The 23,360-nt window shown below is 60.5% G+C and carries 22 protein-coding genes and 1 pseudogene; 7 read left to right on the plus strand and 16 right to left on the minus strand.

Annotated features, from left to right (window positions below):
- Nucleotides 1-635: 635 nt before the first annotated feature.
- From speD to QZY67_RS00740, 7 genes and pseudogenes are all read left to right on the plus strand, one after another.
- On the plus strand, nucleotides 636-1,394 hold the full coding sequence (gene speD / locus QZY67_RS00710) for an adenosylmethionine decarboxylase (RefSeq protein WP_294532914.1): 759 nt from the start codon (nucleotides 636-638) through the stop codon (nucleotides 1,392-1,394).
- A gap of 8 nt (nucleotides 1,395-1,402) precedes the next feature.
- Entirely contained in the window at nucleotides 1,403-2,875 is a 1,473-nt protein-coding gene (locus QZY67_RS00715) for an aminotransferase class I/II-fold pyridoxal phosphate-dependent enzyme (protein WP_366448915.1), read from the plus strand.
- Nucleotides 2,876-2,879: 4 nt separating this feature from the next.
- Nucleotides 2,880-3,740, plus strand: a complete 861-nt coding sequence (gene speE, locus QZY67_RS00720) for a polyamine aminopropyltransferase (protein WP_294537058.1) — start codon at nucleotides 2,880-2,882, stop codon at nucleotides 3,738-3,740.
- Nucleotides 3,721-4,581: an agmatinase gene (speB, locus tag QZY67_RS00725; RefSeq protein ID WP_295368096.1), complete on the plus strand. Its 861-nt coding sequence runs from the start codon at nucleotides 3,721-3,723 to the stop codon at nucleotides 4,579-4,581. The genes speE and speB overlap by 20 nt, the downstream gene beginning before the upstream one ends.
- A gap of 37 nt (nucleotides 4,582-4,618) precedes the next feature.
- The gene (locus QZY67_RS00730; RefSeq protein ID WP_006572513.1) at nucleotides 4,619-5,878 is read left to right on the plus strand and encodes a saccharopine dehydrogenase family protein; all 1,260 of its coding nucleotides are present in this window, start codon (nucleotides 4,619-4,621) and stop codon (nucleotides 5,876-5,878) included.
- 3 nt (nucleotides 5,879-5,881) lie between these two features.
- Nucleotides 5,882-7,003: a carboxynorspermidine decarboxylase gene (nspC, locus tag QZY67_RS00735; protein ID WP_295368098.1), complete on the plus strand. Its 1,122-nt coding sequence runs from the start codon at nucleotides 5,882-5,884 to the stop codon at nucleotides 7,001-7,003.
- Nucleotides 7,004-7,021: 18 nt separating this feature from the next.
- A pseudogene (locus tag QZY67_RS00740) lies at nucleotides 7,022-7,219 on the plus strand (manganese catalase family protein); the annotation flags it as partial.
- Nucleotides 7,220-7,349: 130 nt separating this feature from the next.
- On the opposite strand, the gene rsgA reads toward QZY67_RS00740, so the two are convergent.
- The 16 genes from rsgA to QZY67_RS00820 form a co-directional block, all read right to left on the minus strand.
- On the minus strand, nucleotides 7,350-8,255 hold the full coding sequence (gene rsgA / locus QZY67_RS00745) for a ribosome small subunit-dependent GTPase A (RefSeq protein ID WP_295368099.1): 906 nt from the start codon (nucleotides 8,253-8,255) through the stop codon (nucleotides 7,350-7,352).
- On the minus strand, nucleotides 8,252-10,402 hold the full coding sequence (gene pknB, locus QZY67_RS00750) for a Stk1 family PASTA domain-containing Ser/Thr kinase (RefSeq protein ID WP_295368100.1): 2,151 nt from the start codon (nucleotides 10,400-10,402) through the stop codon (nucleotides 8,252-8,254). The genes rsgA and pknB overlap by 4 nt, the downstream gene beginning before the upstream one ends.
- A gap of 150 nt (nucleotides 10,403-10,552) precedes the next feature.
- Nucleotides 10,553-11,278 carry a Stp1/IreP family PP2C-type Ser/Thr phosphatase gene (locus QZY67_RS00755; RefSeq protein ID WP_294532282.1) on the minus strand — a complete coding sequence of 242 codons (726 nt, stop codon included), beginning with the start codon at nucleotides 11,276-11,278 and terminating at the stop codon, nucleotides 10,553-10,555.
- 67 nt (nucleotides 11,279-11,345) lie between these two features.
- A complete protein-coding gene (rlmN, locus tag QZY67_RS00760) occupies nucleotides 11,346-12,368 on the minus strand; it encodes a 23S rRNA (adenine(2503)-C(2))-methyltransferase RlmN (protein WP_295368101.1) in 1,023 nt (340 codons plus the stop codon).
- A gap of 32 nt (nucleotides 12,369-12,400) precedes the next feature.
- On the minus strand, nucleotides 12,401-13,744 hold the full coding sequence (gene rsmB / locus QZY67_RS00765) for a 16S rRNA (cytosine(967)-C(5))-methyltransferase RsmB (RefSeq protein WP_295368102.1): 1,344 nt from the start codon (nucleotides 13,742-13,744) through the stop codon (nucleotides 12,401-12,403).
- A 69-nt stretch (nucleotides 13,745-13,813) separates the two neighbouring features.
- The gene (gene fmt, locus QZY67_RS00770) at nucleotides 13,814-14,749 is read right to left on the minus strand and encodes a methionyl-tRNA formyltransferase (RefSeq protein WP_295368103.1); all 936 of its coding nucleotides are present in this window, start codon (nucleotides 14,747-14,749) and stop codon (nucleotides 13,814-13,816) included.
- On the minus strand, nucleotides 14,746-15,240 hold the full coding sequence (gene def / locus QZY67_RS00775) for a peptide deformylase (protein ID WP_294532270.1): 495 nt from the start codon (nucleotides 15,238-15,240) through the stop codon (nucleotides 14,746-14,748). Before def ends, fmt begins: the two co-directional genes overlap by 4 nt.
- Nucleotides 15,241-15,253: 13 nt before the next feature.
- Nucleotides 15,254-17,728, minus strand: a complete 2,475-nt coding sequence (gene priA, locus QZY67_RS00780; protein ID WP_295368104.1) for a primosomal protein N' — start codon at nucleotides 17,726-17,728, stop codon at nucleotides 15,254-15,256.
- Nucleotides 17,729-17,833: 105 nt separating this feature from the next.
- A complete protein-coding gene (rpoZ, locus tag QZY67_RS00785; protein WP_294532263.1) occupies nucleotides 17,834-18,037 on the minus strand; it encodes a DNA-directed RNA polymerase subunit omega in 204 nt (67 codons plus the stop codon).
- A gap of 74 nt (nucleotides 18,038-18,111) precedes the next feature.
- Nucleotides 18,112-18,723 (minus strand): guanylate kinase, encoded by a 612-nt coding sequence (gmk, locus tag QZY67_RS00790; protein ID WP_295368105.1) that lies wholly within the window; start codon nucleotides 18,721-18,723, stop codon nucleotides 18,112-18,114.
- On the minus strand, nucleotides 18,720-18,995 hold the full coding sequence (gene remA / locus QZY67_RS00795; RefSeq protein WP_295368106.1) for an extracellular matrix/biofilm regulator RemA: 276 nt from the start codon (nucleotides 18,993-18,995) through the stop codon (nucleotides 18,720-18,722). The genes gmk and remA overlap by 4 nt, the downstream gene beginning before the upstream one ends.
- 14 nt (nucleotides 18,996-19,009) lie before the next feature.
- A complete protein-coding gene (locus QZY67_RS00800) occupies nucleotides 19,010-19,876 on the minus strand; it encodes a YicC/YloC family endoribonuclease (protein WP_295368140.1) in 867 nt (288 codons plus the stop codon).
- Between the two features lie 82 nt (nucleotides 19,877-19,958).
- Nucleotides 19,959-20,489, minus strand: a complete 531-nt coding sequence (locus QZY67_RS00805; RefSeq protein WP_294532255.1) for a hypothetical protein — start codon at nucleotides 20,487-20,489, stop codon at nucleotides 19,959-19,961.
- A 1-nt stretch (nucleotide 20,490) separates the two neighbouring features.
- Nucleotides 20,491-21,114, minus strand: coding sequence for a DnaJ domain-containing protein (locus tag QZY67_RS00810; RefSeq protein WP_294532252.1), 624 nt, complete (start codon nucleotides 21,112-21,114; stop codon nucleotides 20,491-20,493).
- A 33-nt stretch (nucleotides 21,115-21,147) separates the two neighbouring features.
- Nucleotides 21,148-22,047, minus strand: coding sequence for a DUF5685 family protein (locus QZY67_RS00815; protein WP_295368108.1), 900 nt, complete (start codon nucleotides 22,045-22,047; stop codon nucleotides 21,148-21,150).
- A 75-nt stretch (nucleotides 22,048-22,122) separates the two neighbouring features.
- On the minus strand, nucleotides 22,123-23,349 hold the full coding sequence (locus QZY67_RS00820) for a CdaR family protein (protein ID WP_295368109.1): 1,227 nt from the start codon (nucleotides 23,347-23,349) through the stop codon (nucleotides 22,123-22,125).
- Nucleotides 23,350-23,360 lie beyond the last annotated feature (11 nt).

Genomic DNA, 23,360 nt, shown 5'->3' on the forward strand with positions numbered 1-23,360 from the left:
TCTCGTACAGTTGTTGTCTGCAACTCCAACTATAACCGATGAGGCCGTATCCTTCATCCTTTTTTATTCATTTGTCCAACATGTATTGTACTCCTACACGCACAAAATGTCGGATGCGATGGAAAATCATTGACAAATGCCGGTTTTTTCGATATACTGACTCTTGTCATGTGATATGAGTTTTTACAGAGTATCCATGCAAATATTTCTTCTGACCACCCGCTCGGGTTAAGGCCATACGGACAGCCGGGTCAACTGCCGAAGGCAACTGAAATGTTGCCATTATTGATTGAGTTAAAAGCTCAATTTTATAAGTTGGTTCTATCTGGTACCGCCGCGTGAAATCCACGCATCAACTTGTAAAACGGTCAATAAGAGTAGTAAAAGTAAGTATTTGCTATATAGACTCTGTATGAAGCTGTATCAACCGACTTCTCAGGATTCAGCGGGGCTCTGCCGCCTGTTTGGCTGCGGTTCCCTTTTTGCGCCGCGCTGTGGACTGGATGGTTTGGCTTTATAAAAAGACTGTTTTACAGGTAATGTGGTTTTCACATTACCTGTTTTTCTTTTTTCGGCGCGTGTTTGTCAGGAAGTATCGGGGGCTCTGCACAGGCCCCGGACAGGAGTGTTGGGAAATGGGAGAGAAAATGAGGCTTTACGGCTTCAACAATTTAACCAAGGCGCTGAGCTTCAACATCTACGATGTGTGCTATGCCAAGACCCCCCGGGAGCAGAAGGACTATATCGCCTATATTGACGAGCAGTACAACTCTGAGCGGCTGACCAATATCCTCACCTCCCTGACCGATATGATTGGCGCAAAGGTGCTCAATATCGCCAAGCAGGACTACGAACCCCAGGGTGCCTCGGTGACCATCCTCATTGCCGAGGGCTCCATGATCCCGGCGGGCAAAACTCAGCTTGCCCACCTGGATAAGAGCCATGTGACGGTGCACACCTATCCGGAGTATCACCCGGAGACCAGCCTGGCCACCTTCCGGGTAGACATTGACGTGGCCACCTGCGGCGAGATCACCCCCCTTTCCACCCTGGACTATCTGATTGGCTCCTTTGACTCGGATATTATCACCATGGACTACCGGGTCCGGGGATTCACCCGGGATGTGAACGGCAAGAAGCTCTTCATGGACCATACAGTCCGTTCCATCCAGGACTACATCGACCCGGCCACCCTCCGCCGCTACGACGCGGTGGACGTAAACGTATACAGCGCCAACCTCTACCACACCAAGATGATGCTGAAGGATATCAACCTGCAGAACTATCTGTTCAAGACTGACGTCTACGAGCTTCCTCCCCAGGTGCGGCTGGAGATTATGGACAATATCCGCCGTGAGATGATCGAGATCTTCAGCGGCCGCAATATCTACTGATGGAGGAGATGAGAAGCATGCCGGTTCTGGACCAGACCAGCGCGCCAATCTATGAGGCGCTGGAGCGCTTCCGCAGCATGCGTGTGGTTCCCTTTGATGTTCCCGGCCACAAGCGGGGCCGGGGCAACCCGGAGCTGGCCAAGCTGCTGGGCGAGACCTGCGTGAGCATGGACGTCAACTCTATGAAGCCTCTGGACAACCTGTGCCACCCTGTCTCGGTTATCCGGGACGCGGAGGAGCTGGCGGCGGACGCATTCGGCGCGGCCCATGCCTTCCTGATGGTGGGCGGCACCACCAGCGCCGTGCAGAGCATGGTACTCTCGGCGGTCAAGGGCGGAGAGAAGATTATCCTGCCCCGGAACGTGCACCGCAGCGTCATGGGCGCCATGGTGCTGTGCGGCGCGGTCCCCGTCTATGTCAACCCGGAGTGTGACGACCGCCTGGGCATCCCCCTGGGCATGAAGGTCAGCGAGGTGGAGCGGGCCATTTTGGCCAACCCGGACGCCAAGGCGGTGCTGGTAAACAACCCCACTTACTACGGCATCTGCTCCGACCTGAAGGCCATTGTGGAGCTGGCTCACGCCCACGGCATGCTCTGCCTGGCCGACGAGGCCCACGGTACCCACTTCTATTTTCACGAGGACCTGCCCATGTCCGCAATGGCCGCCGGCGCGGACCTGGCCGCCGTGTCCATGCACAAGTCGGGCGGCAGCCTGACCCAGAGCAGCCTGCTGCTGGCCGGTCCCAATATGTCCCCCGGCCACGTGCGGCAGATTATCAACCTGACCCAGACCACCAGCGCCTCCTACCTGCTCCTCAGCAGCCTGGACATCGCCCGGCGGAACCTGGCCCTCCGGGGCCGGGAGGAGTTCGGCCGGGTGATGCGGATGGCAGACTACGCCCGGGAGGAGATCAACGCCATCGGCGGATACTACGCCTACAGCAGAGAGCTCATCAACGGCGACAGCGTGTACGACTTTGACATCACCAAGCTGTCGGTCAACACCCTGGACATCGGCCTGGCGGGCATTGAGGTATACGACCTGCTGCGGGACGAGTACGACATCCAGATCGAGTTCGGCGATCTGGGCAATATTCTGGCCTACCTCTCCATCGGCGACCGGCCCAGAGAGATTGAACGGCTGGTGAGCGCCCTCAGCGAGGTGCGCCGCCGTTTCGGCAAGAATAGCAGCGCCGGGCTGATGAAACAGGAGTATATCGACCCGGAGGTGGTGGTGTCCCCCCAGCGGGCCTTCTACGCCCCCAAGGAGTGCCTGCCGCTGGAGAATACCGTGGGCCGTGTGTGCAGTGAGTTTGTCATGTGCTATCCCCCCGGGATCCCCATCCTTACGCCGGGCGAGCGCATTACGCAGGATATCATCGCCTACATCCTCTACGCCAAGGAGAAGGGCTGCTCCATGACCGGCCCGGAGGACCCTGATATCACCTGCCTGAATGTTTTGGACTTAAAGGAGGACTGACGGTATGGAGCTTTGGTTTCGTGAGGCCCACACCCCCAATGTAAAGCTGTCTATCCGGGTGGACAAGCAGCTGTACAGCGGCCAGAGCGAGTTCCAGCGGATTGATGTGTTCGACTCCCAGGAGTTCGGCCGCTTCCTCACCCTGGACGGCTATATGATGCTCACTGAGAAGGACGAGTTCATCTACCACGAGATGATGGTACACATCCCCATGGCGGTCCACCCCAACGTGAAGGACGTGCTGGTCATTGGCGGAGGCGACGGCGGCGTAGTACGGGAGCTGTGCCGCTATCCGGAGATTGAACACATCGACCTGGTGGAGATCGATCCCCAGGTGGTGGAGGTGTGCAGGCGGTATCTCCCCTTCACTACCTGCAGCCTGGACGACCCCCGAGTGTCCATTCACTATGAGGACGGTCTGCGGTATGTCCGCACCCCTGTGGAGCAGTATGACCTCATCATTGTGGACTCTACCGACCCCTTCGGCCCCGGCGAGGGGCTGTTCACCCGGGAGTTCTACGGCAACTGCTCCAAGGCCCTGCGTGCGGACGGCATCATGGTCAACCAGCACGAGAGCCCCTTCTATCAGGAGGATGCCGTGGCCTGCCAGCGGGCCCACAAGCGGATTGTGGAGTCCTTCCCGCTGGCCAAGGTGTACCAGGCCCACATCCCCACCTACCCCTCCGGCCACTGGCTCTTCGGTTTTGCCAGCAAGAAGTACCACCCCCTGCGGGACCTGGACGAGGTCCGCTGGAACGCCCGGAAGCTCAGCTGCAGATACTACACCACCATGCTGCACAAGGGCGCGTTCTACATCCCCGCCTACGTAGAGGAGCTGCTGAAAAATGTTGAATCCGCAGATTGACGTGTATATGGGCTGCGACTGCCCCTTTGAGCAGGCCGAAACAGTGCTCTTCGGCGCGCCCTTCGACTCCACCACCTCCAACCGGCCCGGTACCCGCTTCGGCCCCTCCGCCCTGCGGCGGGAGTCCTACGGACTGGAACTGTACAGTCCCTATCAGGACAGGGACCTGTCCGACTGCGCCGTGCTGGACAGCGGCGACCTGGAGCTGTCCATGGGCAGCTCCGAGCTGGCGCTGGCGGACATTGAGGCCAGGACGGAGGAGATTCTCTCCGCCGGCAAGCGCCCCTTCCTCATCGGCGGAGAGCACCTGGTGACCCTGGGCGCCTTCCGGGCTGTGCGCCGGAAATATCCCGATGTGGCCATCATCCACTTTGACGCCCACACTGACCTGCGGGAGGACTACCTGGGCGTGCCCCTGTCCCACGCCTGCGTCATCCGCCGCTGCTGGGAGTTGACCGGCGACGGCAAAATCTTTCAGTTCGGTATCCGCTCCGGCGACCGTGAAGAGTGGCGCTGGGGCAGGGACCATGTGACCTGCCACCCCTTCGACCTGGAGGGGCTGGAGGACGTGGTGGATCGACTGGGCAATGCCCCGGTCTACTTCACCGTGGACCTGGACGTGATGGACCCGTCGGTATTCCCCGGCACCGGTACCCCCGAGCCCGGCGGCGTGTCCTTTGACGCCCTGCGCCGGGCGGTGACTCTGGTGTGCAGCCGCTGCAACGTGGTGGGCTGCGATGTCAATGAGCTCTGCCCCCCCTTCGACCAGAGCGGCGTGTCCAACGCAGTGGCCGCCAAGGTGGTCCGTGAGATGCTGCTGGCCCTCAGCAGTGGGAATTGAGTGTCTGTTATTTTTCAACATACAGGAGGAATGAAACATGGCAAAGGTTCTGATTATCGGCTGCGGCGGCGTGGCCGGGGTGGCCATTCACAAGTGCTGCCAGAACAGCGAGGTTTTTGAGGAGATCTGCATCGCCAGCCGCACCGTCAGCAAGTGCGAGGCTGTGAAGGCCCAGCTGGAAGGCAAGACCAAGACCAAAATCACCACCGCCCAGGTGGACGCCGACAAGGTGGACGAGGTGATTGCCCTCATCAAGAAGGTTCAGCCCGACCTGGTGATGAACATCGCCCTCCCCTATCAGGATCTCACCATCATGGACGCCTGCCTGGCCTGCGGCGTCAACTACATGGACACCGCCAACTATGAGCCCGAGGACATCGACGACCCCGAGTGGCGTGCCGTCTACGACAAGCGCTGCAAGGAGGAAGGCTTCTCCGCCTACTTCGACTACTCCTGGCAGTGGGCCTATAAGGAGAAGTTCGAGAAGGCCGGCCTCACCGCCCTGCTGGGCTCCGGCTTTGACCCCGGTGTGACCCAGGCCTACTGTGCCTACGCCCAGAAGCACCTCTTTGATGAGATCGACACCATCGACATTCTGGACTGCAACGGCGGCGACCACGGCTACCCCTTCGCCACCAACTTCAACCCCGAGATCAACCTCCGCGAGGTGTCCGCTCCCGGCTCCTACTGGGAGAATGGCCACTGGGTGGAGATCCCCGCCATGTCCATCAAGCGGGAGTACAACTTCGACCAGGTGGGTCAGAAGGACATGTACCTCCTCCACCACGAGGAGATCGAGTCCCTTGCCAAGAACATCCCCGGCGTCAAGCGCATCCGCTTCTTCATGACCTTCGGTCAGAGCTACCTGACCCACATGAAGTGTCTGGAGAACGTGGGCATGCTGTCCACCACTCCCGTGGAGTTTGAGGGCCACCAGATTGTGCCCATCCAGTTCCTCAAGGCCCTGCTGCCCGATCCCGCCTCCCTGGGTCCCCGCACCGTGGGCAAGACCAACATCGGCTGCATCTTCACCGGCAAGAAGGACGGCAAGGAGAAGACCGCTTACATCTACAACGTGTGCGACCACCAGGAGTGCTACAAGGAGGTTGGCTCCCAGGCCATCAGCTACACCACCGGCGTGCCCGCCATGATCGGCGCCATGATGCTCCTCACCGGCAAGTGGAACAAGCCCGGCGTGTACACCGTGGAGGAGTTTGATCCCGATCCCTACATGGACGCGCTGAACAAGTGGGGCCTGCCCTGGCAGATCAACGACAACCCCGCCCTGGTGGACTGAGCCATGGCGGAGCTGCGCACCCCCTATTTTCTGGTGGACGAGGAGCGGCTGGTCCGCAATCTGGAGATCCTGAAGGATGTGTCAGAGCGCTCCGGCGCCAAAATCCTGCTGGCCCAGAAGGCCTTCTCTATGTTCGCCTGCTATCCCCTGCTGGCACAGTACCTCTCCGGCAGCACCGCCAGCGGCCTCTACGAGGCCCGTCTGGGGAAGGAACACTTCCCCGGAGAGGTCCATGTCTTCTCCCCCGCCTACCGTGAGGATGAATTTGAGGCTCTTCTCCAGTATGCCGACCACTTTCTCTTTAACTCCCCCCGCCAGCTGGAGAAGTACGCCCTGCGGGCCAGGGCGGCGGGCAAGCAGGTGGGTCTGCGGGTCAATCCCGAGTGCTCCACCCAGGAGGGTCACGCCATCTACGACCCCTGCGCCCCCGGCTCCCGGCTGGGCACCACCCTGGCCAACTTCAAACCTGAGCAGCTGCCGCTGCTGGACGGGCTCCACTTCCACACCCTCTGCGAACAAAACTCCGACGATCTGGAGACCACTCTGGACGCCTTTGAGGCAAAGTTCGGTCCCTATTTGAAGGGCCTGAAGTGGCTCAATCTGGGCGGCGGGCACCACATCACCAGGGCCGACTACGATCGGGACCGGCTCGTCGGCCTGGTACGCCGTCTGAAAGACCGCTACGGCGTGGAGGTCTATCTGGAGCCAGGCGAGGCGGTGGTGCTCAATGCCGGATTCCTGGTGACCAGCGTGCTGGAAACCATCCACAACGGTATGGACATCGCCATTCTGGACACCTCCGCCGCCTGCCACATGCCCGACGTGCTGGAGATGCCCTACCGGCCTCCCCTTCAGAACAGCGGGCAGCCCGGCGAGAAGCCCTATACCTACCGTCTGGGCGGCCCCACCTGCCTGGCTGGGGATATTATCGGGGATTACTCCTTTGACGCTCCCCTCCAGGAGGAGGACACTCTGGTCTTTGAGGATATGGCTCTCTACACCATGGTCAAGACCAACACCTTCAACGGCATGCCCCTCCCCTCCATCGTCTGGAGGGACAGGGACGGCAAGCAGCGGGTGGTCCGGCAGTTTGGCTATGAGGACTTCAAGGGCCGTCTTTCCTAAGGTTGCTCTTATGCCGACGCAGCAGAGCAGAAAGCACGCGTGACCTACGACAATATTCTGCGTATGTCTGACGACCCCGACGTCAACGACGTCATCCGCTTCCTCCGCGAGCGGGAGATCGTCCACTTTCAGCGCTTTGGCGAAGCAGTCCGCCTGGCCAAGGAGAAGATGGACCAGAAAAACGTCTACTTCACCAACCCCGCCTTCGACAAATAAGAAAACGAGCGCCCCCGGCACATGTGTCGGGGGCGCTCTCGATCCAATCTGGCAGCGGACAGCGCGGTGTCTGATCAAAGCTTGCTTATCGAATCTTCTGAATAAAAGCAGCACGCATTAGGTGGGATATCTATCCCTTATTTTTCCCTTTTTTCTCTTCCCAATCCTTCCGCTGGGCCGTCTCATCGTAGAGGCGGACATAGCTCGCATGTCGGCTGGGCGCAATTTTCCCTTCCTTCAGCGCCGCAAGGACTGCACAGCCTTTTTCCTTTACATGAGCACATCCCGTAAACTGGCACTGCTCCAGATAGGGCGCAAATTCCCGGAACGTTGCCGCAAGGTCCTCCTTCCGGCACCCCTCCATCTGTTCCGTATCAAACGAGGAAAATCCAGGTGTATCCGCCACAATTGCTCCGTTTTTCAGCCGGAACAACTCTACATGCCGGGTCGTATGCCTGCCGCGCCCCAGCTTATCGCTGACCGCGCCTACCGGAAGTCCAAAGCCCGGCTCCAGCGCATTGAGGATGCTGGATTTGCCTACGCCGGAGTTCCCTGTAAAGGCAGATACCTTTCCGGCTATTATCTCAGCCAGCGCATCGATTCCCTCCCCTGTTTCGGCGCTGACACGCAGCGTCGTAAAGCCGGCGGACCGATAAATCTGATAGAGAGACTGGGCAGAATCCAAATCGCACTTATTGAGGCACACGATGCTTTCGCAGCCCTTCCAAGTTGCCAAGGAGATCATGCGGTCTATGAGGAACGGATCTGTAACCGGGACGGCGCCCGAGGCAATGATCACCATCTGGTCGATATTGGCCACCGCCGGGCGCTGGAACTGGTTGCGGCGGGGCAGGATCTCGTCCACAGCACCGCTGCCATCCGGCAGCGGCGTAAAGCGGACCCGATCTCCCACAAGCGGGGAGATTTTGGCGTGGCGGAAGCGCCCCCTGGCCCGGCAGGCTGTCGGGGGGGCGCCGCTTCCGTCGTCCACATAATAGAAGCCGCTGAGGGCTTTTAAAATAATGCCTTCCCTCATTTTACAAAATCAATATAGGTTGTGCTCTGGAGCTGATCGTCCAGGTACACGCACACCTCCGCCTGCATGGTGCCCTCAGGCGCAGTAAGGGGCGGCGTGATCACCCGGAATACCGTATCAACCGTGTCATCGTACTGGGTCTGCCCGTTTACTGTCACCACCACGTGGACCAGATCCCGGTCGGAAGGCAGTTCAATACGGATGGTCTTCTGTACAGTGGGCTGAGAGGGCGAGGGGGACGGGCTGGGTTCCGTGCTCTCCGTAGGCGGTGGGGTAGCAGGTTCACCGCCACTCTCGGAGGGCTCGGGCGACTCGGTGGCCCCTGCATTGGGGTCCGGTCCTTTGCTGACCGTCAGGTTGACAATGGTCTTGGGCAGGACCTCGGTGCTGGGCTCCTTGTCCTGGCTGACCACAACACCGGCGGGCTGGACGTCGTCATAGACCTCCACAGGGGTTCCCAAAATCAGGTCCATCTTATCCAACCACTCTCTGGCTTTCTCCAGAGTGAGACCCCGCAGATCAATCATGGTGACGGGCTCAAGGTTGGGTCCGGTACTCACCACCAGCGTAACCTCATCTCCCGCCTTGAGCGCGGTCCCCTCTTCAGGGCTCTGGGAGATGATATAGTCCTTTGTCACTTCTTCCGAGGACTGCTCTTCCACATTTACAATAATTCCTTTGCTCTCCAGCAGGGTCCTGACCTCGTCCAGCCTTCTGTTTTCATAGTCGTCCATCTTAATGTCAGAGGAGCTTCCGCCGCTGACCGTCACCTTGATGGTACGTTCGCCGGACTGGACCTGAGTGTTGGCCTCAGGACTCTGCTCCATGATTTCCCCTTCCGGGTATTCCTCGCTCTCCACTGTTTTCTCGACTTCCACTGTAAAGCCATTATCCAGTACAGTGCTGCTATTCTGTGCTTCTTCCAGGGTCATCCCCACGACCCGCGGGGTGGTATAGAGCGGGATGTCAGGATTGAGCAGGGGGCCGAGGAAGGACACCCAGAGGAAATATCCGATTCCCGCCAGGAAGATGATAATGGCACCTATGGCAAGAATGATCGGGACCGGGCTGCCTTTCTCCGACCGATCGCGGCGGTCAACGTCGTCATAATCGTCCTCGTAGTCCTCCTCCCGGCTCTTGCGGTGCCGCTGGGGCTCCGGTGTGCCCCTCCTCTGACCATTTCCGGCAGTCTGGCGGGCCGCCGCGCCGCCCGCTCCGTGGAGCGTATTGCTGTGCATCCCACCGGTCTTCATGACCTGGGTAGGCTCGTCGCTGCTGTTGAGCAGGTCTACATCCGCGTAGTCAAAGTTAATGCTTGGGTTCTTCCGGAACTCCTCCAAATCCGCCAGCATGGCGTCGGCGGAGATATAGCGCTGGTCCACGTTGGAGGCCATGGCCTTCATGGTGATCTCCTCCAGCGCCTCCGGGATATCCGGGTTAATCTCACGGGGCGAGAGCGGGATGGAGTTGATGTGCTGGATGGCCACCGAGATGGGAGAGTCTCCCTCATAGGGCAGGCGGCCGGTCAGCATCTCATAGAGCACCACACCGGCGGAATAGATATCGCTGCGGGCGTCGATATAGCTGCCCCGCGCCTGCTCAGGCGAGATATAGTGGACAGATCCCAGCGCCTCCTGGGTCAGGGTGTTCTGCGCTGCGGAGGTAAGCCGGGCAATGCCGAAATCAGCCACCTTCACGCTGCCGTCCCGCAGCACCATGATGTTGTGGGGCTTAATGTCCCGGTGGATAATGCCCCGGCTGTGGGCGTGGGAGAGGCCCTTCATAATCTGGGTGATAAAATGCAGCGCCTCACGCCAGTTCAGCGGCTCTCCCTTCTTCTGCATATACTGCTTGAGGGTAATCCCGTCAATCAGTTCCATCACGATATAGTCCAGATCGTCAGAGTGGGAGACGTCGTACACCGCAACGATATTGGGGTGGGACAGCATGGCGACAGCCTGGGACTCGTCATGAAACCGGCGCCGGAACTCAGCGTCCTGAGCCAGGTCGCTCTTCAGAATTTTGATGGCAACCAGCCGGTTGAGCCGGTGGCAGCGGGCCTTGTATACCACTGCCATGCCGCCGGAGCCGATGCGCTCCAGAATTTCATATCGGTTATCGAGTAATTTACCTATGTATTGATCCATGGTAAATCTCCTCCTCGGGGGCCTTGTTCACGTCAGGTGAGAATGGCCGGATTTTCGTGCGGCTGTGCGGAAAAGCCGGGATACGCCGCATTGCTGTCCGTTTTTGCCCGACAGCCGGCATCTGCCGCACACTGGGTGCGGCACAATACGTCATGCCTGAAGCAGCACTGCCGTCACATTGTCCGGCGCGCCCCGGGACATGGCGATATCCAGCAGCCGTCGGCAGCAGTCCGCTCTTTCTCCGCCGTGGATAATCTCATAGAGTATCTCCTGATCCGTAACGATGTTGGACAGCCCATCGGAGCACAGCAGAAGGCAGTCCCCATCCTTCAGGTCCAGGCGATAAAGGTCGGCTCGCACATGCTCCTCCGCGCCCAGTGCCCGTGTAATCAGGTTCTTACGGGGATGAAGCCGGGCCTCCTCGGGCGTAATCCGGCCCTTCTGAACCAAATCCTCCACCACGGAGTGGTCCCGGGTCACGCGGGTAATCCCCTCTTCGGCTGCCAGGTAGCACCTGCTGTCTCCGATGTTGAGGATATGGGCCCTCCGCCCGGACACCAGCGCCGCCACCATGGTGGTTCCCATGCCCTGACAGGCCGGATCGCTGCCCGCCCGGTCAAAGACCGCGCGGTTGGCCAGCTCTGCGGCCCCGGCGAGGGCCTCGTCCGGCTCCTGGGCATCAATATTGCCGCTGCGCAGCGCCTCTACAAATGCATCCACTGCCAGCGTACTGGCCACATTGCCCGCTTTGGCGCCGCCCATTCCGTCACAGACAACCGCCAATGCCAGACCTTCGTCCGGAACGTCCAGGTAATAGGCATCCTGATTCTGATGTCTGACGGCACCACGATCCGTGATACCCCACGCTTTTATCATGTCGATTGCCTCTTCTCTGCGGACAGTTTTCTCTCTGCCGCCCTCCGCAAGCGGGCGGCGTCTTCTCTCAGCTCTCCTGCATGGCCTTTCTGCGCAGCTGGCCGCAGGATGCGTCGATGTCTCCGCCCAGCTTGCGCCGCACCGTTACCGTGATGCCATACTGCTCCAGCCGCTTCTGGAAGGCCTCTACCCTGCGGCTTGGCTTCAGCGGGCTCTCCTTTACCTCGTTGAGCGGGATCAGGTTTACATGCCCCGGCATTCCCTTGAGGTGCTTGGCCAACAGGTCGGCCTGCCAGTCGGAGTCGTTGACGCCGTCAATCATGGCGTACTCATAGGAAATCCGCCGCCCGGTCTTTTCGAAATACTGGCGGCAGCTTTTGAACAGCCGCTCCACACCAACAGCCTTGTTTACCGGCATGATGCGGGAGCGGGTCTCGTCGTCCGGCGCATGCAGGGAGACGGACAACGTCAATTGTAACCGAAGATCGGCCAGTTTGTCAATTTTTTCGACCAGGCCGCAGGTGGACAGAGAGATGTGGCGCATGCCGATATTGAGTCCTTCCGGGTGGTTTACCAGTTCCAGGAAGCGCATAACCGTGTCAAAGTTGTCCAGCGGCTCACCGATTCCCATCAGCACAATATTGGAGACAGGCGCCCCGGAATCCAACTGGGTAAAGAGGACCTGGTCCAGCATTTCAGATGGTGTCAAGTCTCTTACCTTGCCGCCCAGTGTGGACGCACAGAAGGCGCATCCCATCCGGCAGCCCACCTGGGAAGAGATGCATACAGTATTCCCATGGTGGTAGCGCATCAAAACAGTTTCAATACAGTTTCCATCCCTCAGCTTCCAGAGGTATTTTATGGTTCCATCCTGGGCTGAGACCTGTTTTCGCTCTACAACGGGGGCCGTGATATAGCAGCTGCCCCGGAGCTTCTCCCGCAAGCCCTTGGAGAGATTGGTCATATCGTCGAAGGAAACGGCGCCTCGGTGGAGCCACTGAAACACCTGCTTGGCCCGAAAGGCCGGCTCTCCCAGTTCTCGAAAATAGCCTGCCATCTCCGCTTGGTTCATGGATTTGATGTCGATCATATCTGTGTCGCTCCTTGAAGCGGCAATGCCGCTCAGGTGTTCCTCCTCAGCTTTGCGATGAAGAATCCGTCGGTCCCATGGCGCTGAGGCCAGAAGGTGAACATGCCGTTCTCCGCCCTTCCAAGCGGTTCCGGCAGTTGAAATTTCTCAAGTGTAAAGTCTTTATTCCTGTCAAGGAATCCGCGCACCACATCGCCGTTTTCCCGCTCCAGAAGCGTGCAGGTGGCGTAGAGCAGCACACCGCCCGGCTTTACATATGTGGCCACGTTGTCCAGAATGGCGCTCTGTACCGCCGGCAGTCCCGCCAGCGGCTCCGGGTCCTTGTAGCGGATATCCGGCTTTTTGCGGATAATGCCCAGTCCGGAGCAGGGCACGTCGGCAATCACCACATCAAAGGCGTTCTCGAAGGCAGGGCGGTGCTTCTTTCCGTCCATCACAGCGGTCTTGACACAGGTGAAGCCCAACCGCTCCGCACCGGCCTGGATCAGCTTCTCCTTGTGGGCGTGGATGTCGCAGGACTGAATCTCTCCCGCTCCGCCCATGCGGATGGCGGCTGCAAAGGTCTTGCCCCCGGGGGCGGCGCAGGCGTCCAGCACCCTCATTCCCGGCCTGGGGTCCGCAGCCTCCACAGCCAGCCGGGCGGCCGGGTCCTGGATATAGAACAGCCCCTCCCGGAAGGCGGTGAGATGCTCCAGATTCCCCGTCCCGGACAGCACCAGGCAGTCGGGCAGCCAGGGGTGGGGATGGGCCTCCACGCCGGCCTCCGCCAGGCGCTCCAGCGTATGCTCCATGGTGGCCCGGCAGGTGTTGATCTGGGCGGTAATGGGCGGCTGGCCGTTGTCCGCCTCCAGCAGGGCCTCTGCCTCCTCGCTGCCCAGCAGATTGGTAAATTCCCGCACCAGCCACAGGGGGTGGCTGTACCGGATGGAGAGGTATTCCTCCCGGCTGCCGCTCTCAATCACCGGCAGGCGGTCGATGTTCCGGGACACGTTCCGGAGCACCCCGTTGACCATGCCCGCGGCCCGGGGGTTTTTGCAGTGCTTCTTGGTCAGCTCCACCGACTCGTTTACCGCCGCGTTGTGGGGGATTTTGGTCATAAAGGCCATCTGGTAGACTCCAAGGCGGAGGGCGTTGCGCACCTTGATCTCCATCTTCTCCGGCCGTGTGGTGGAGAATTTTCCGATATAGAAATCCAGCAGCAACCGGTTCTGCAGCACTCCGAAGCACAGCCGTGTGGCCAGCGCCGCATCCCGGCTGTCCAGCCCGGCCTCCCGCAGTGTCTTTTTCAGGAACCCGTCGGACCAGGCCCCCTGCCGCTCACAGGCGGACAGCGCCAGCAGCGCAGTCTCCCGGGCAGTTTGTTCGGTGCTTGGCATGGGTATTTCCCTCTTTCTCTCTGTCTTGATGCAGCAGTCTGTCCATCATGCCGCTGCATGCTTCAAAAATCAGTCCTGCGGCTGGGTGGAAATGGGGTGCCCCCGCAGATAGTCCGCCGCCTTCATCCGCTTTTTGCCCGGAGCCTGGAGCTCGGTGATGCGGAGCACTGTGCCTTCGCCGCAGGCCACATCGATGCCCTGCTTCCCGGCGGCCAGAACGGTACCGGGCCGGGCCTGTGTCCGTTCCCCCGTCTCCTCCGTGCGGTAAATCTTGATGGTCTCGCCAGTCAGCTTGTCCGTGGACGCCACCGGCCATGGCAGCAGGCCACGGACCTGACAGTGGAGGGCGTGGGCGGTGCGGCTCCAGTCCATGGGCGAGAGCTCCTTACCCAGCATGGGCGCCAGGGTGGCCTCCGCCCCGTTCTGAGGCGTCCGCTGGGCGATGCCCGCCTCAATGGCGCTGACCGCCTGGACCAGCAGCCCGGCGCCCAGAATGGACAGACGGCGGTACAGCTCCTCCGCCGTCTCATCCGGCCCAATTTCGGTGGACTCCTGGGTGATAATATCCCCCGCGTCCAGCTCGGTGGCCATGTGCATGATGGTCACGCCGGACACCGTGTCCCCGTTGATGACCGCCCAGTTGATGGGCGCCGCGCCCCGGTACTTGGGCAGCAGAGATGAGTGGACATTGATGCATCCCTTGGGCGGGCAGTCCAGAATCTCGTCCGGCAGGATTCTGCCGTAGGCCGCCACCACAATCAGCTCGGGCGCCAGAGCCTGGATCTGAGCCAGGGCGGTGCCGTCCCGCATCTTCACGGGCTGGAAAACCGGGATATTATATGTGATGGCGCATTCCTTTACAGGTGTTGGCTGGAGTCTGTTTTGATGCCGTCCCACCGGCTTGTCCGGCTGAGAGAACACCCCGCATACCTCGTGCCCGGCAGCCACCAGGGCCTCCAGGGAGGGGACGGCAAATTCCGGGGTGCCCATGAAGAGAATTCTCACGCCTGGTCCTCCTGCTCCATCAGCTTATCCAGTTCCTCAGAGGTATAGAGCTTGTCGGTCAGTTCCGTAAAGAGATGCCCGTCCAGGTGATCCAGCTCATGGCAGAAGCACCGGGCGGTCAGGCCCTCGTCCTCCACCTCAAACCACTCGCCCTGCCGGTTCTGGGCCCTGACTCTGGCCTTCATGGGTCGCTTCACTTTGCCCCAGCGGCCGGGCACGGACAGGCAGCCCTCAAAGCCCACCTGCTCCCCCTCGGTGGCGATGATCTCCGGGTTGACCAGCTCGATGACCTGATCCGCTTCGTTGATGACCACCACGACCCGGCGGAGAATGCCGATCTGGGGGGCTGCCAGGCCCACGCCGCCGGAGTCCCGCAGGGTCTCCACCATGTCGTCCAGCAAAATCGCCAGCTTCTCATCAAAATTGGTGACCGGATGGGCCTTTTTATTCAACACCGGGTCGCCTTTTGTAATAATAGTACGAAGTGCCATATGGTATTCCTCCTTAATCCATGGGGTTTATATCCGCAAACACGGACACCCCTCTCATTTCCTTGTCGCTGTGGGCGGCGCAGAGCAGCGCCGCCACCAGTGAGCGCATGGTCTTTGAATTATGCCCGGATATGGTCAGCCGGTAGCGGTAGCGGTTGTTCACCTTGGCCACCGTGGCAGGCGCCGGGCCCAGCAGCTGGACGTCCAGTCCCTGATAGGCCGGGTCGGCAAACCAGCTCTCCAGCGTGCGGCGCAGCCGTACGCACATCCGCAGCACCCGGCTCTCCTCTGTCCCGGAGGCGGTGAGTACAAAGAGGTCCCGGAAAGGCGGGCAGCCCCGCACCCGGCGCATGGTAATCTCCTGCTGATAAAAGGTGTCATAGTTCTGGGCCGCGGCGGCGGCGATGACCTCGTTCTCCGGTGTAAAGGTCTGAATGATAGCCCGGCCGGTCTTTTCCCCCCGGCCGGCCCGGCCCACCACCTGGGTCAGAAGCGAGAAGGTCCGCTCCCCCGCCCGGTAGTCGTCCACATACAGGGAGAGGTCCGCCGAGATGACTCCCACCAGGGTGACGTTTTCGAAGTCCAGTCCCTTGGCCACCATCTGGGTGCCCACCAAGATTGGAACCTTCTCCCCCTCAAAGCGGGAGAGCAGCTTTTCATGGGACTGCACGGCAGACACGGTGTCCGTGTCCATCCGCATCACCTCGGTGCCGGGGAACAGGGCCTCCAGCTCCTCCTGTACTTTCTGTGTGCCTGTGCCGATGAAGTGGAATGCCCCGCCGCAGTGGGGGCAGGCATCCGGCAGGCGCTCCGAGTGTCCGCAGTAGTGGCACATCAGCCGCCCGTTGGCCGAGTGGTAGGTCAGATAGGCCGAGCACCGGGGACAGGACGGCACCTCGCCGCACTCGCCGCAGGCGGCCATCCGGCTGTTGCCGCGGCGGTTGAGAAAGAGGATGCTCTGCTCTCCCCGCTCCAGATTGGCCTCCAGTTCCTCCCGCAGCGGCTGGCTGATGTCGGAACCGTTTCCGACCCGCAGCTCTTGCTTCATGTCCACAATCCGCACCTGAGGCAGAGCCCGGGTGTTGTACCGGCTGCGGAGGGTGAAGAGGCGGTAGACCCCAGTTTGGGCCAGATACATACTCTCCACAGAGGGGGTGGCAGAGCCCAGCAGGAGCACCGCGCCGCTGCGGGCACAGCGGAACTTGGCCACATCCCGGGCATGGTACCGGGGGACGTTCTCCGATTTATAGGTGTACTCCTGCTCCTCATCCAGCACGATGAGGCCCAGGTTGGTCAGCGGCGCAAACACTGCCGACCGGGTCCCGATGACCACCCTGGCCTTTCCAGAGCGCGCCCGCTTCCACTCGTCATACCGCTCTCCGGCCCGCAGGGAGCTGTGAAGCACGGCGATGGCGTCTCCGAAGTGGGAGGCAAAGATATGCAGCAGCTGAGGCGTCAGCGCAATCTCCGGTACCAGCACCATGGCGCTTCTCCCCCGCTTCAGCGTCTCCTGGATGAGGCGGATGTAGACCTGGGTTTTGCCACTGCCGGTCACGCCGTAGAGCAGGGCTGCGGCGGACTTTCCCGCCGCGCACAGCCGGTCAATCCCCTCAAAGGCCGCCGTCTGCTCCTCGTTGAGCACCACCGGCGGAGCGGGTTCGACCTGTTCCGGGGCAGCGCGGCGGAACACCTCCCGCTTTTCCATCACCGCGATTCCGCTCTTCACAAGAGACCGCAGCGTGGCTGTGGACGCGCCGGTAAAATAGCAGATCTCCTTGGAGGATGCCTGCCCCACTGCCGACAGCAGCTCCACAACCGCGTAGCGCAGGGGCGCGGTCTTGCGCTTGGGCGCTACCAGGGCCAGCGCCTCCTCCGGCGGGACGGCCAGGGACACCATCTGCTCGGTCTTGTCCCCCACGCCCCGGGACGCGCTGGTCTCCAGGGTCAGGACGCCCCGCTCCGTCAGCAGCTTAATGGCCGGGATTGGGTCCTTGGTACCGAACGCCGCGCGGATCTGTCCCATCTCGGCGGTACCGCCGCAGGCGTAAGCCAGGTCCAGAATCCGCCGCGCATGCTCTGAGCGGCCGGCCGCTTCATAGGCCATTTCTTTGTCCACACCCCTGGCGATGTGGTACTGGTCCTGAAGGGAAAAATACAGTCCCGCCGGCAGCATGGCCCGGGCCGCCTCATATACGGTACAGAAATACCGCTCCCGCATCCAAAGCGCCAACTGGATGCTCTCGCTGTCCAGCACAGGGGCGCCGTCCAGCAGGGCGATGATCGCCTTCAGCCGCGGGGTCCGCTTCCCCAGCCCCAGCGCCAGAACAATGCCCTCGATCCGGCGGTTCCCCGCCCCGAAGGGTACAAGGACCCGCATACCCGGGGCGGCGCTCTCCCGCAGTTCGTCGGGGAGCAGATAGTCGTAGGGCTTATCAATCGCAAAGGTGGCCGCGCTGAGGGCTACTTTTGCCAGAATGACCTGTTCCACGCCGCCGCTCCCTCCGGTGATGAGACTTGTCCAACTATCCCGCAAAAGGCAAGTGACAGGCGCTGCCGCCCTCTCACTTGCCTTCCGCAGAAACCCGTGTTCCGTTTACTCCTCATCCTCAGCCTGGGGAACGCACTTCCCCTCGGCCACTTCCCGCAGGGCCAGGGAAACCGGCTTATCCTCCAGGGAAATGCCCTCCTCCTCTGCCTCGCTGGCAATCTGGCGGGCACGCTGGGCCACCACGTTCACCAGCATATAGCGGCTGGGGATCTGGTCAAGCAGTTCGTTCATTGCAGGTTTCAGCATCATAAAGCATCGTTCCTTTCTCTGGGGCGCGACCGTCATTTATGGCGGTGCGCATTATGGCAGACAGCCGGAGGCTGTTAAACTCCCTCTACCAGGGCCAGGCGGTTCCGGGTACGGCAGTCCTCCGCCGTCAGGATGGAGATAATCTCCGCCGCCGCAGTGGACACCTTGTCGTTGACCACCAGATAGTCGTAGTTGGGGATCTGCTGGTACTCCTCCCGCGCCTTCTGGAGCCGGCCGGCAATCACGTCCTCATTGTCGGTGGCGCGGCCATGGAGGCGGCGGGAAAGCTCCTCAAAGGAGGGCGGGATGATGAAAATCAGCACCGCCTCGGGGCACTTGCTCCGCACCTTGGCGGCACCCTGGACATCGATATCCAGCAACACATCAACGCCGGCTGCCAGCTTGTCCTGGATGACCTTCAGAGAGGTGCCATAGTAGTTGCCCACGTACTGGGCGTATTCCAGCAGCTCGTCGGCGGCAATCATCCGCTCAAACTCCTCGCGGCTGACAAAGTTGTAGTTCACTCCATCCGCCTCGCCCACGCGGGGGCTGCGGGTTGTGAAAGAGACGGAGAAATAGATATCCTTCCGCTCTCCCAGCAGCTCCGCAATCACAGTGCTCTTTCCAACCCCGGAGGGGCCGGAGAGCACAATCAGCTGGCCGCGGGTCTTTTTCTTTCGTATCATTTCTCGTCATCCTCCTCGGTTGCCGGCTCCGGCGCGTCCTTGCCGCTCAGGCGGCCCGCCACGGTCTCCGGCTGAATGGCCGAGAGGACGATATGGTCACTGTCCATGATCAAAACGGCCCGGGTCCTGCGTCCGTAGGTGGCGTCAATCAGCATGCCCCTGTCCCTTGCCTCCTGAATCATACGCTTGATAGGCGCAGACTCCGGGCTCACAATGGCGATGAGGCGGCCGGCGGAGACCATATTGCCAAATCCGATGTTGATAAGCTTCACTGCCCTCCGCCTCCTTACTCGATGTTCTGGACCTGCTCCCGGATCTTCTCGATCTCCGCCTTGATGTCCACCACATAACGGGCGGTCTCAATGTCGTTGCACTTGGAGCCGATGGTGTTGGCCTCCCGGTTGAACTCCTGAATCAGGAAGTCCAGCTTGCGGCCAATGGCGCCGCCCTGGTCCAGCATGTGGGAGAGCTGGTCCAGATGGCTGCGCAGGCGCACCGTCTCCTCATCCACCGCCACCTTGTCTGCAAAGATAGCCGCCTCGGTGAGGATGCGGCTATCGTCGATCTGGGTGTTCTGGAGCACCTCTGTCATTTTGGCCGCCAGGCGGGCCCGGTAGCCCGCCACGATGCCGGGCGCCCGCTCCTCCACCAGAGAGGTCAGGTTGCCGATGGTGACGGCCCGGCTGCGAATATCCTCCTTCAGCTTGCCGCCCTCCCGGGTGCGCATGGCGTCAAAATCGGCCAGCGCCATATCCAGCACAGTGCAGATATCGGCAGCCACCGCCTCCAGATCCTCCGGGTTCTTCTCCACCAGGAACACATCCTGGAACCGGGAGAGCAGAGAGACCGAGATATCGTCCCGCAGGCCGTAAGTATCCCGCATCTGGCACAGCGCGGCGTAGTAGCCGTCCGCCACGCCCTTGTTCAGGGAGATGGACACATCGCCGCTCTCAGACTGACCAATGGTCACAAAGACGTCCACCTTGCCCCGGGAGATGCTCTTCTGCACCCGGGTCTTGATGGCATCCTCAGCAAAGACATAGATGCGTGGCAGCTTGATGGTGCAGTCGAGATAGCGGTTGTTGACGGAACGGATCTCCACCGTGATGGTGCGTCCGTGGAGCGCCGCCTCACCTTTTCCATAGCCGGTCATGCTCTTCACCAAAGGGTTCGCTTCCCTTCTTTCAATTGTTTAGCAATCTATTATATCAGATTTTTCCCGCTTTGAAAACCCTCTATCTCCGCCGTATCGCTTTGTCAATCCGTGCGGCATAGAACATCACAAGTTTGGAGAAGCCGTAGTCATAGATCAGGAACACAATGTTCCCGCCCAGATAGAGCACCCACAGCTGCTCAAACACAGCCGGAAGCCCCGCCAGCAGCACATCCCGCAGCACAAACCAGCAGAAGGTCAGCACCGCGTTAAAAAACGCCAGCTTGCACAGCCACTCCAGCGGTGCCTTATGCAGCTGTTCAATCAGACTCTTCACCATGGGGTAAAGGCCGAAAAAGACCAAATAGAGCAGTATGTTCCCCTTGTCGGGTGAGAGAATCAGGCCCAGAATACCAGCCACAGCCCAGCACAAAAACCCGGAGTGAAGCCCGCCCGATATCACGGCCGCGGCGTTGACCAGTCCGGCCACTGCCGCAATACCCATACGCCCCGACGGGGAGAAAGACGCCAGCAGCAGAAGCGCCAGCGAGAGCGCCGCCAAAACCCCTACCAGCGCCACCTGCCCGGCGCCTCCTGAATTTCGCCGTCTCATCTCAGTTACAGCCTCCGCACAGGCACTGTGCGCACATCAGCGTAGTGCAGCAGTCGCAGGCCTCCATACCCGTAGCTGTATTGCCATAGGGGCGGTAAGCCTGTCCTCCCTGCTGCATCATGTTCAGAGCCTGACGGTACTCCATGTTGCCCGGGTCTGCGTTGCAGGCAATCTGATACTGCTGCCGGGCCTCATCCAGCCATCCGCGGCGGTAGGCGATGCAGCCGGAGAGGAAGTGCCACTCCGCGTCCTGAGTGGGAGCTTCCCGCAGCAGGCGCTCAGCGGCGTCAATATTGCCCGCGTTAATGGCCTGGCGGACGCGGCTGTACAGCGCGCCGGACGAGGAGGACTGGCGCTGCTGATAGCCGTAGCCATAGCCGCCGCTCTGCTGGTAGGCGCTTCCACCGTAACTCCCGCCGCCGCTGTGGCTGCCGCCGCTGCGCATCTTGTTGATGGCGTCGTAGGCCTCGTTGACTTCCTTCATCTTCTCCTCGGCTAGGTCGGCCAGAGGGTTGTTCTGGTAATTGTCCGGATGGTACTTCCGGGCCAGTTCGCGATATGCTTTCTTAATTTCTTCATCGCTGGCGTTAGGGGATACCCCGAGAACGCTGTATGGATCGCTCATGTGTCATTTTCTCCTGTCATAAGTCATTGGCATTTATTTCTGTCGGGCTCTGCCCGCTCCAGCGCCCAATATGGCCTGCCGCTTCATCTGCCTCCAGCAGCCGCGGAACACCAGCTCCTCCACCATAGGCATGCCTACACATAAAATGTTGCCCAATACCGGCTCCCAGCAGCCCCGTTTCAAAAGAGCAAAGGCCGAGAGGGCCAGATTGCGGGAGTGGAGCAGCGTGGTGCGCAGATAGTCCTGCTCTTCCCCCTCCCGGCCGCCAAAGCGGGCATGAATGGGGTTGTACCTTCCCGCAGCCACGTCCTCCTGGAGGTCATCCCACGCATCCACCAGATAGATCCACCGTCCTACATGGTAAAGCAGCTGCTCCAGCGCACGGCTTTCCGTCTCATCCCCTGTCTTGGGGGCTGCGGCCTGAAGAATCCGTGCAAAGGTATCCGCCGTCCGGTCCAGCGAGGGCGTGCGCTCCTCCTCCAGCCGGTGCAGCGTCTCCAGCTGAAGGCGGACCTCCCGATCAAATTCCGGCCTTGCCGCAGCAGCCCGGCGGTAACCCCGCCTGAGGAGCAGAGAGAGTATCCTGGCGCCCAGCCGCTCCCAGAAGCCGCCGTCCTCAATGCTGTCCTGCAGCTTCCAATAGCTGAGGATGACGCTCTCGTCTGCCGCCGTCTCCAGCCAGGGGCTGGAAACGCAGGCACACTTCTTTCGCAGGAAGAGCTTGGCGGGACAGCGGCACATGCAGGTGGACGGCCGGGACTCAGGCTGTGCGAGCAGCATGGCCAGAAAGGTAAAATCATAGTTGAGTAGCATCCGGGCGGCAAAGCCGCAGCGCTTGCCTATAACATGGCACAGACCGCAGTAGACAGCCTGATAGTCCTCCAGCTCCCGAACCTTCAGCTCTTCCCGGCAGGGGCGAATATATCCAAACATGTCAGCTCTGCCTGCCGTTCAGGTCCCTGCGCTGTCTTAATCCGGCGGCCTCCGCCATAATACTGCCTCCTGCCATTATTCTGCCAAGGTGAAGTTGACCAGAACGTCATATTCGCCGCCCAGCACGCCTACCTCGCTGCTGCCGTCTATGATAACCTGTGCCTGGACGGTCTGCCGCCCTGTGGCCAGCTGGGCCTGGGAGAGGTCCACCACAATCCGCAGCTGGGACTGGAAGAGGGCATTCACCGCTTCCTCGGGGCCGCGGACGGTCACCAGACGGGACTCGGTCACCAGCTCGGCGTTATAGCCCTCCGGCTTGTTGATCATCTGGATGTTGTCCACGGTAAACTCCCGGGTTGTCAGCCTGGTGTCATCAATGGTAACCGTCACATCCACCGAACTGATGCCGCTCTCGTTGGTAAAGTCCTCATTGAGCACCACCGGGAAGGTAAAGGTCTCCTGGGTATATACCCTGGAGAGGTCAATCTCACCCAGGACAATTTTATCATATGCCTCCAGCTCATCCTCCGGGCCGGAGATGGTGAGATACATAACCGTCTCCTGGTTGACGCCGTAGGTGACGTCCACATCTTCCTCTGTGGCGCCGCCGCCGGGGATAATGTCAACGGTCACCGGGACCTGCTTGGTCTTGACAATGGGGTACTCCACGTGAACGGTATCCACATTGGATGTCACATCCAGATCCGTCAGTTCTGTACCGTCCGCGCCCACATATACAAAGGACAGGTCCCCCTCGTAGCGCTCGCTCATGTTCTCGATGGTGAGCACCACCTTTGCGTAGGCCACCTGGTTCACCAGTTCCTGCTGGCCGCTGATGCTGATAGTGCCCGGCGTAATGGTGGGTTTTCCCGCCATATAATCCTCGGCGTAGCTGCCGTTGAACTCCAGACGGACGGGAATCTCCTTGCTCTCCAGCTCAGAGACGGTGAACTCCACATAGAGCTCAGACACATCGTTGTTTACCGTTACATCCAGCTGGTTGACGTTGATCGGATAGCTGGGCCTTACCAGCATACGGTAGGTGCCCGCCTCTGAGATCTGGGACACATCCACGCTCAGGGTAATATTCTCCCGGCTCAGTTTGGCGAACACATCTGACTTTGCCTCCAGGTTCAGCGTCATGGTCTGATCCGCGCCCTCTGAGATGATCAGGTTGCGGGCCGCCAGAATTTCCGTCCCGGTAAAGGTGATGGGAATATTGGTGATGGAGTGATCCACTGTGGGGTTGGCCTCCTTCACAATATAGATCCAAAGGACAAAGGCCATCAGAAGTGAGATCACGACGTAGAGCC

It is taken from the genome of uncultured Pseudoflavonifractor sp. (assembly GCA_904419835.1).
Lineage (GTDB): Bacteria > Bacillota > Clostridia > Oscillospirales > Oscillospiraceae > Pseudoflavonifractor.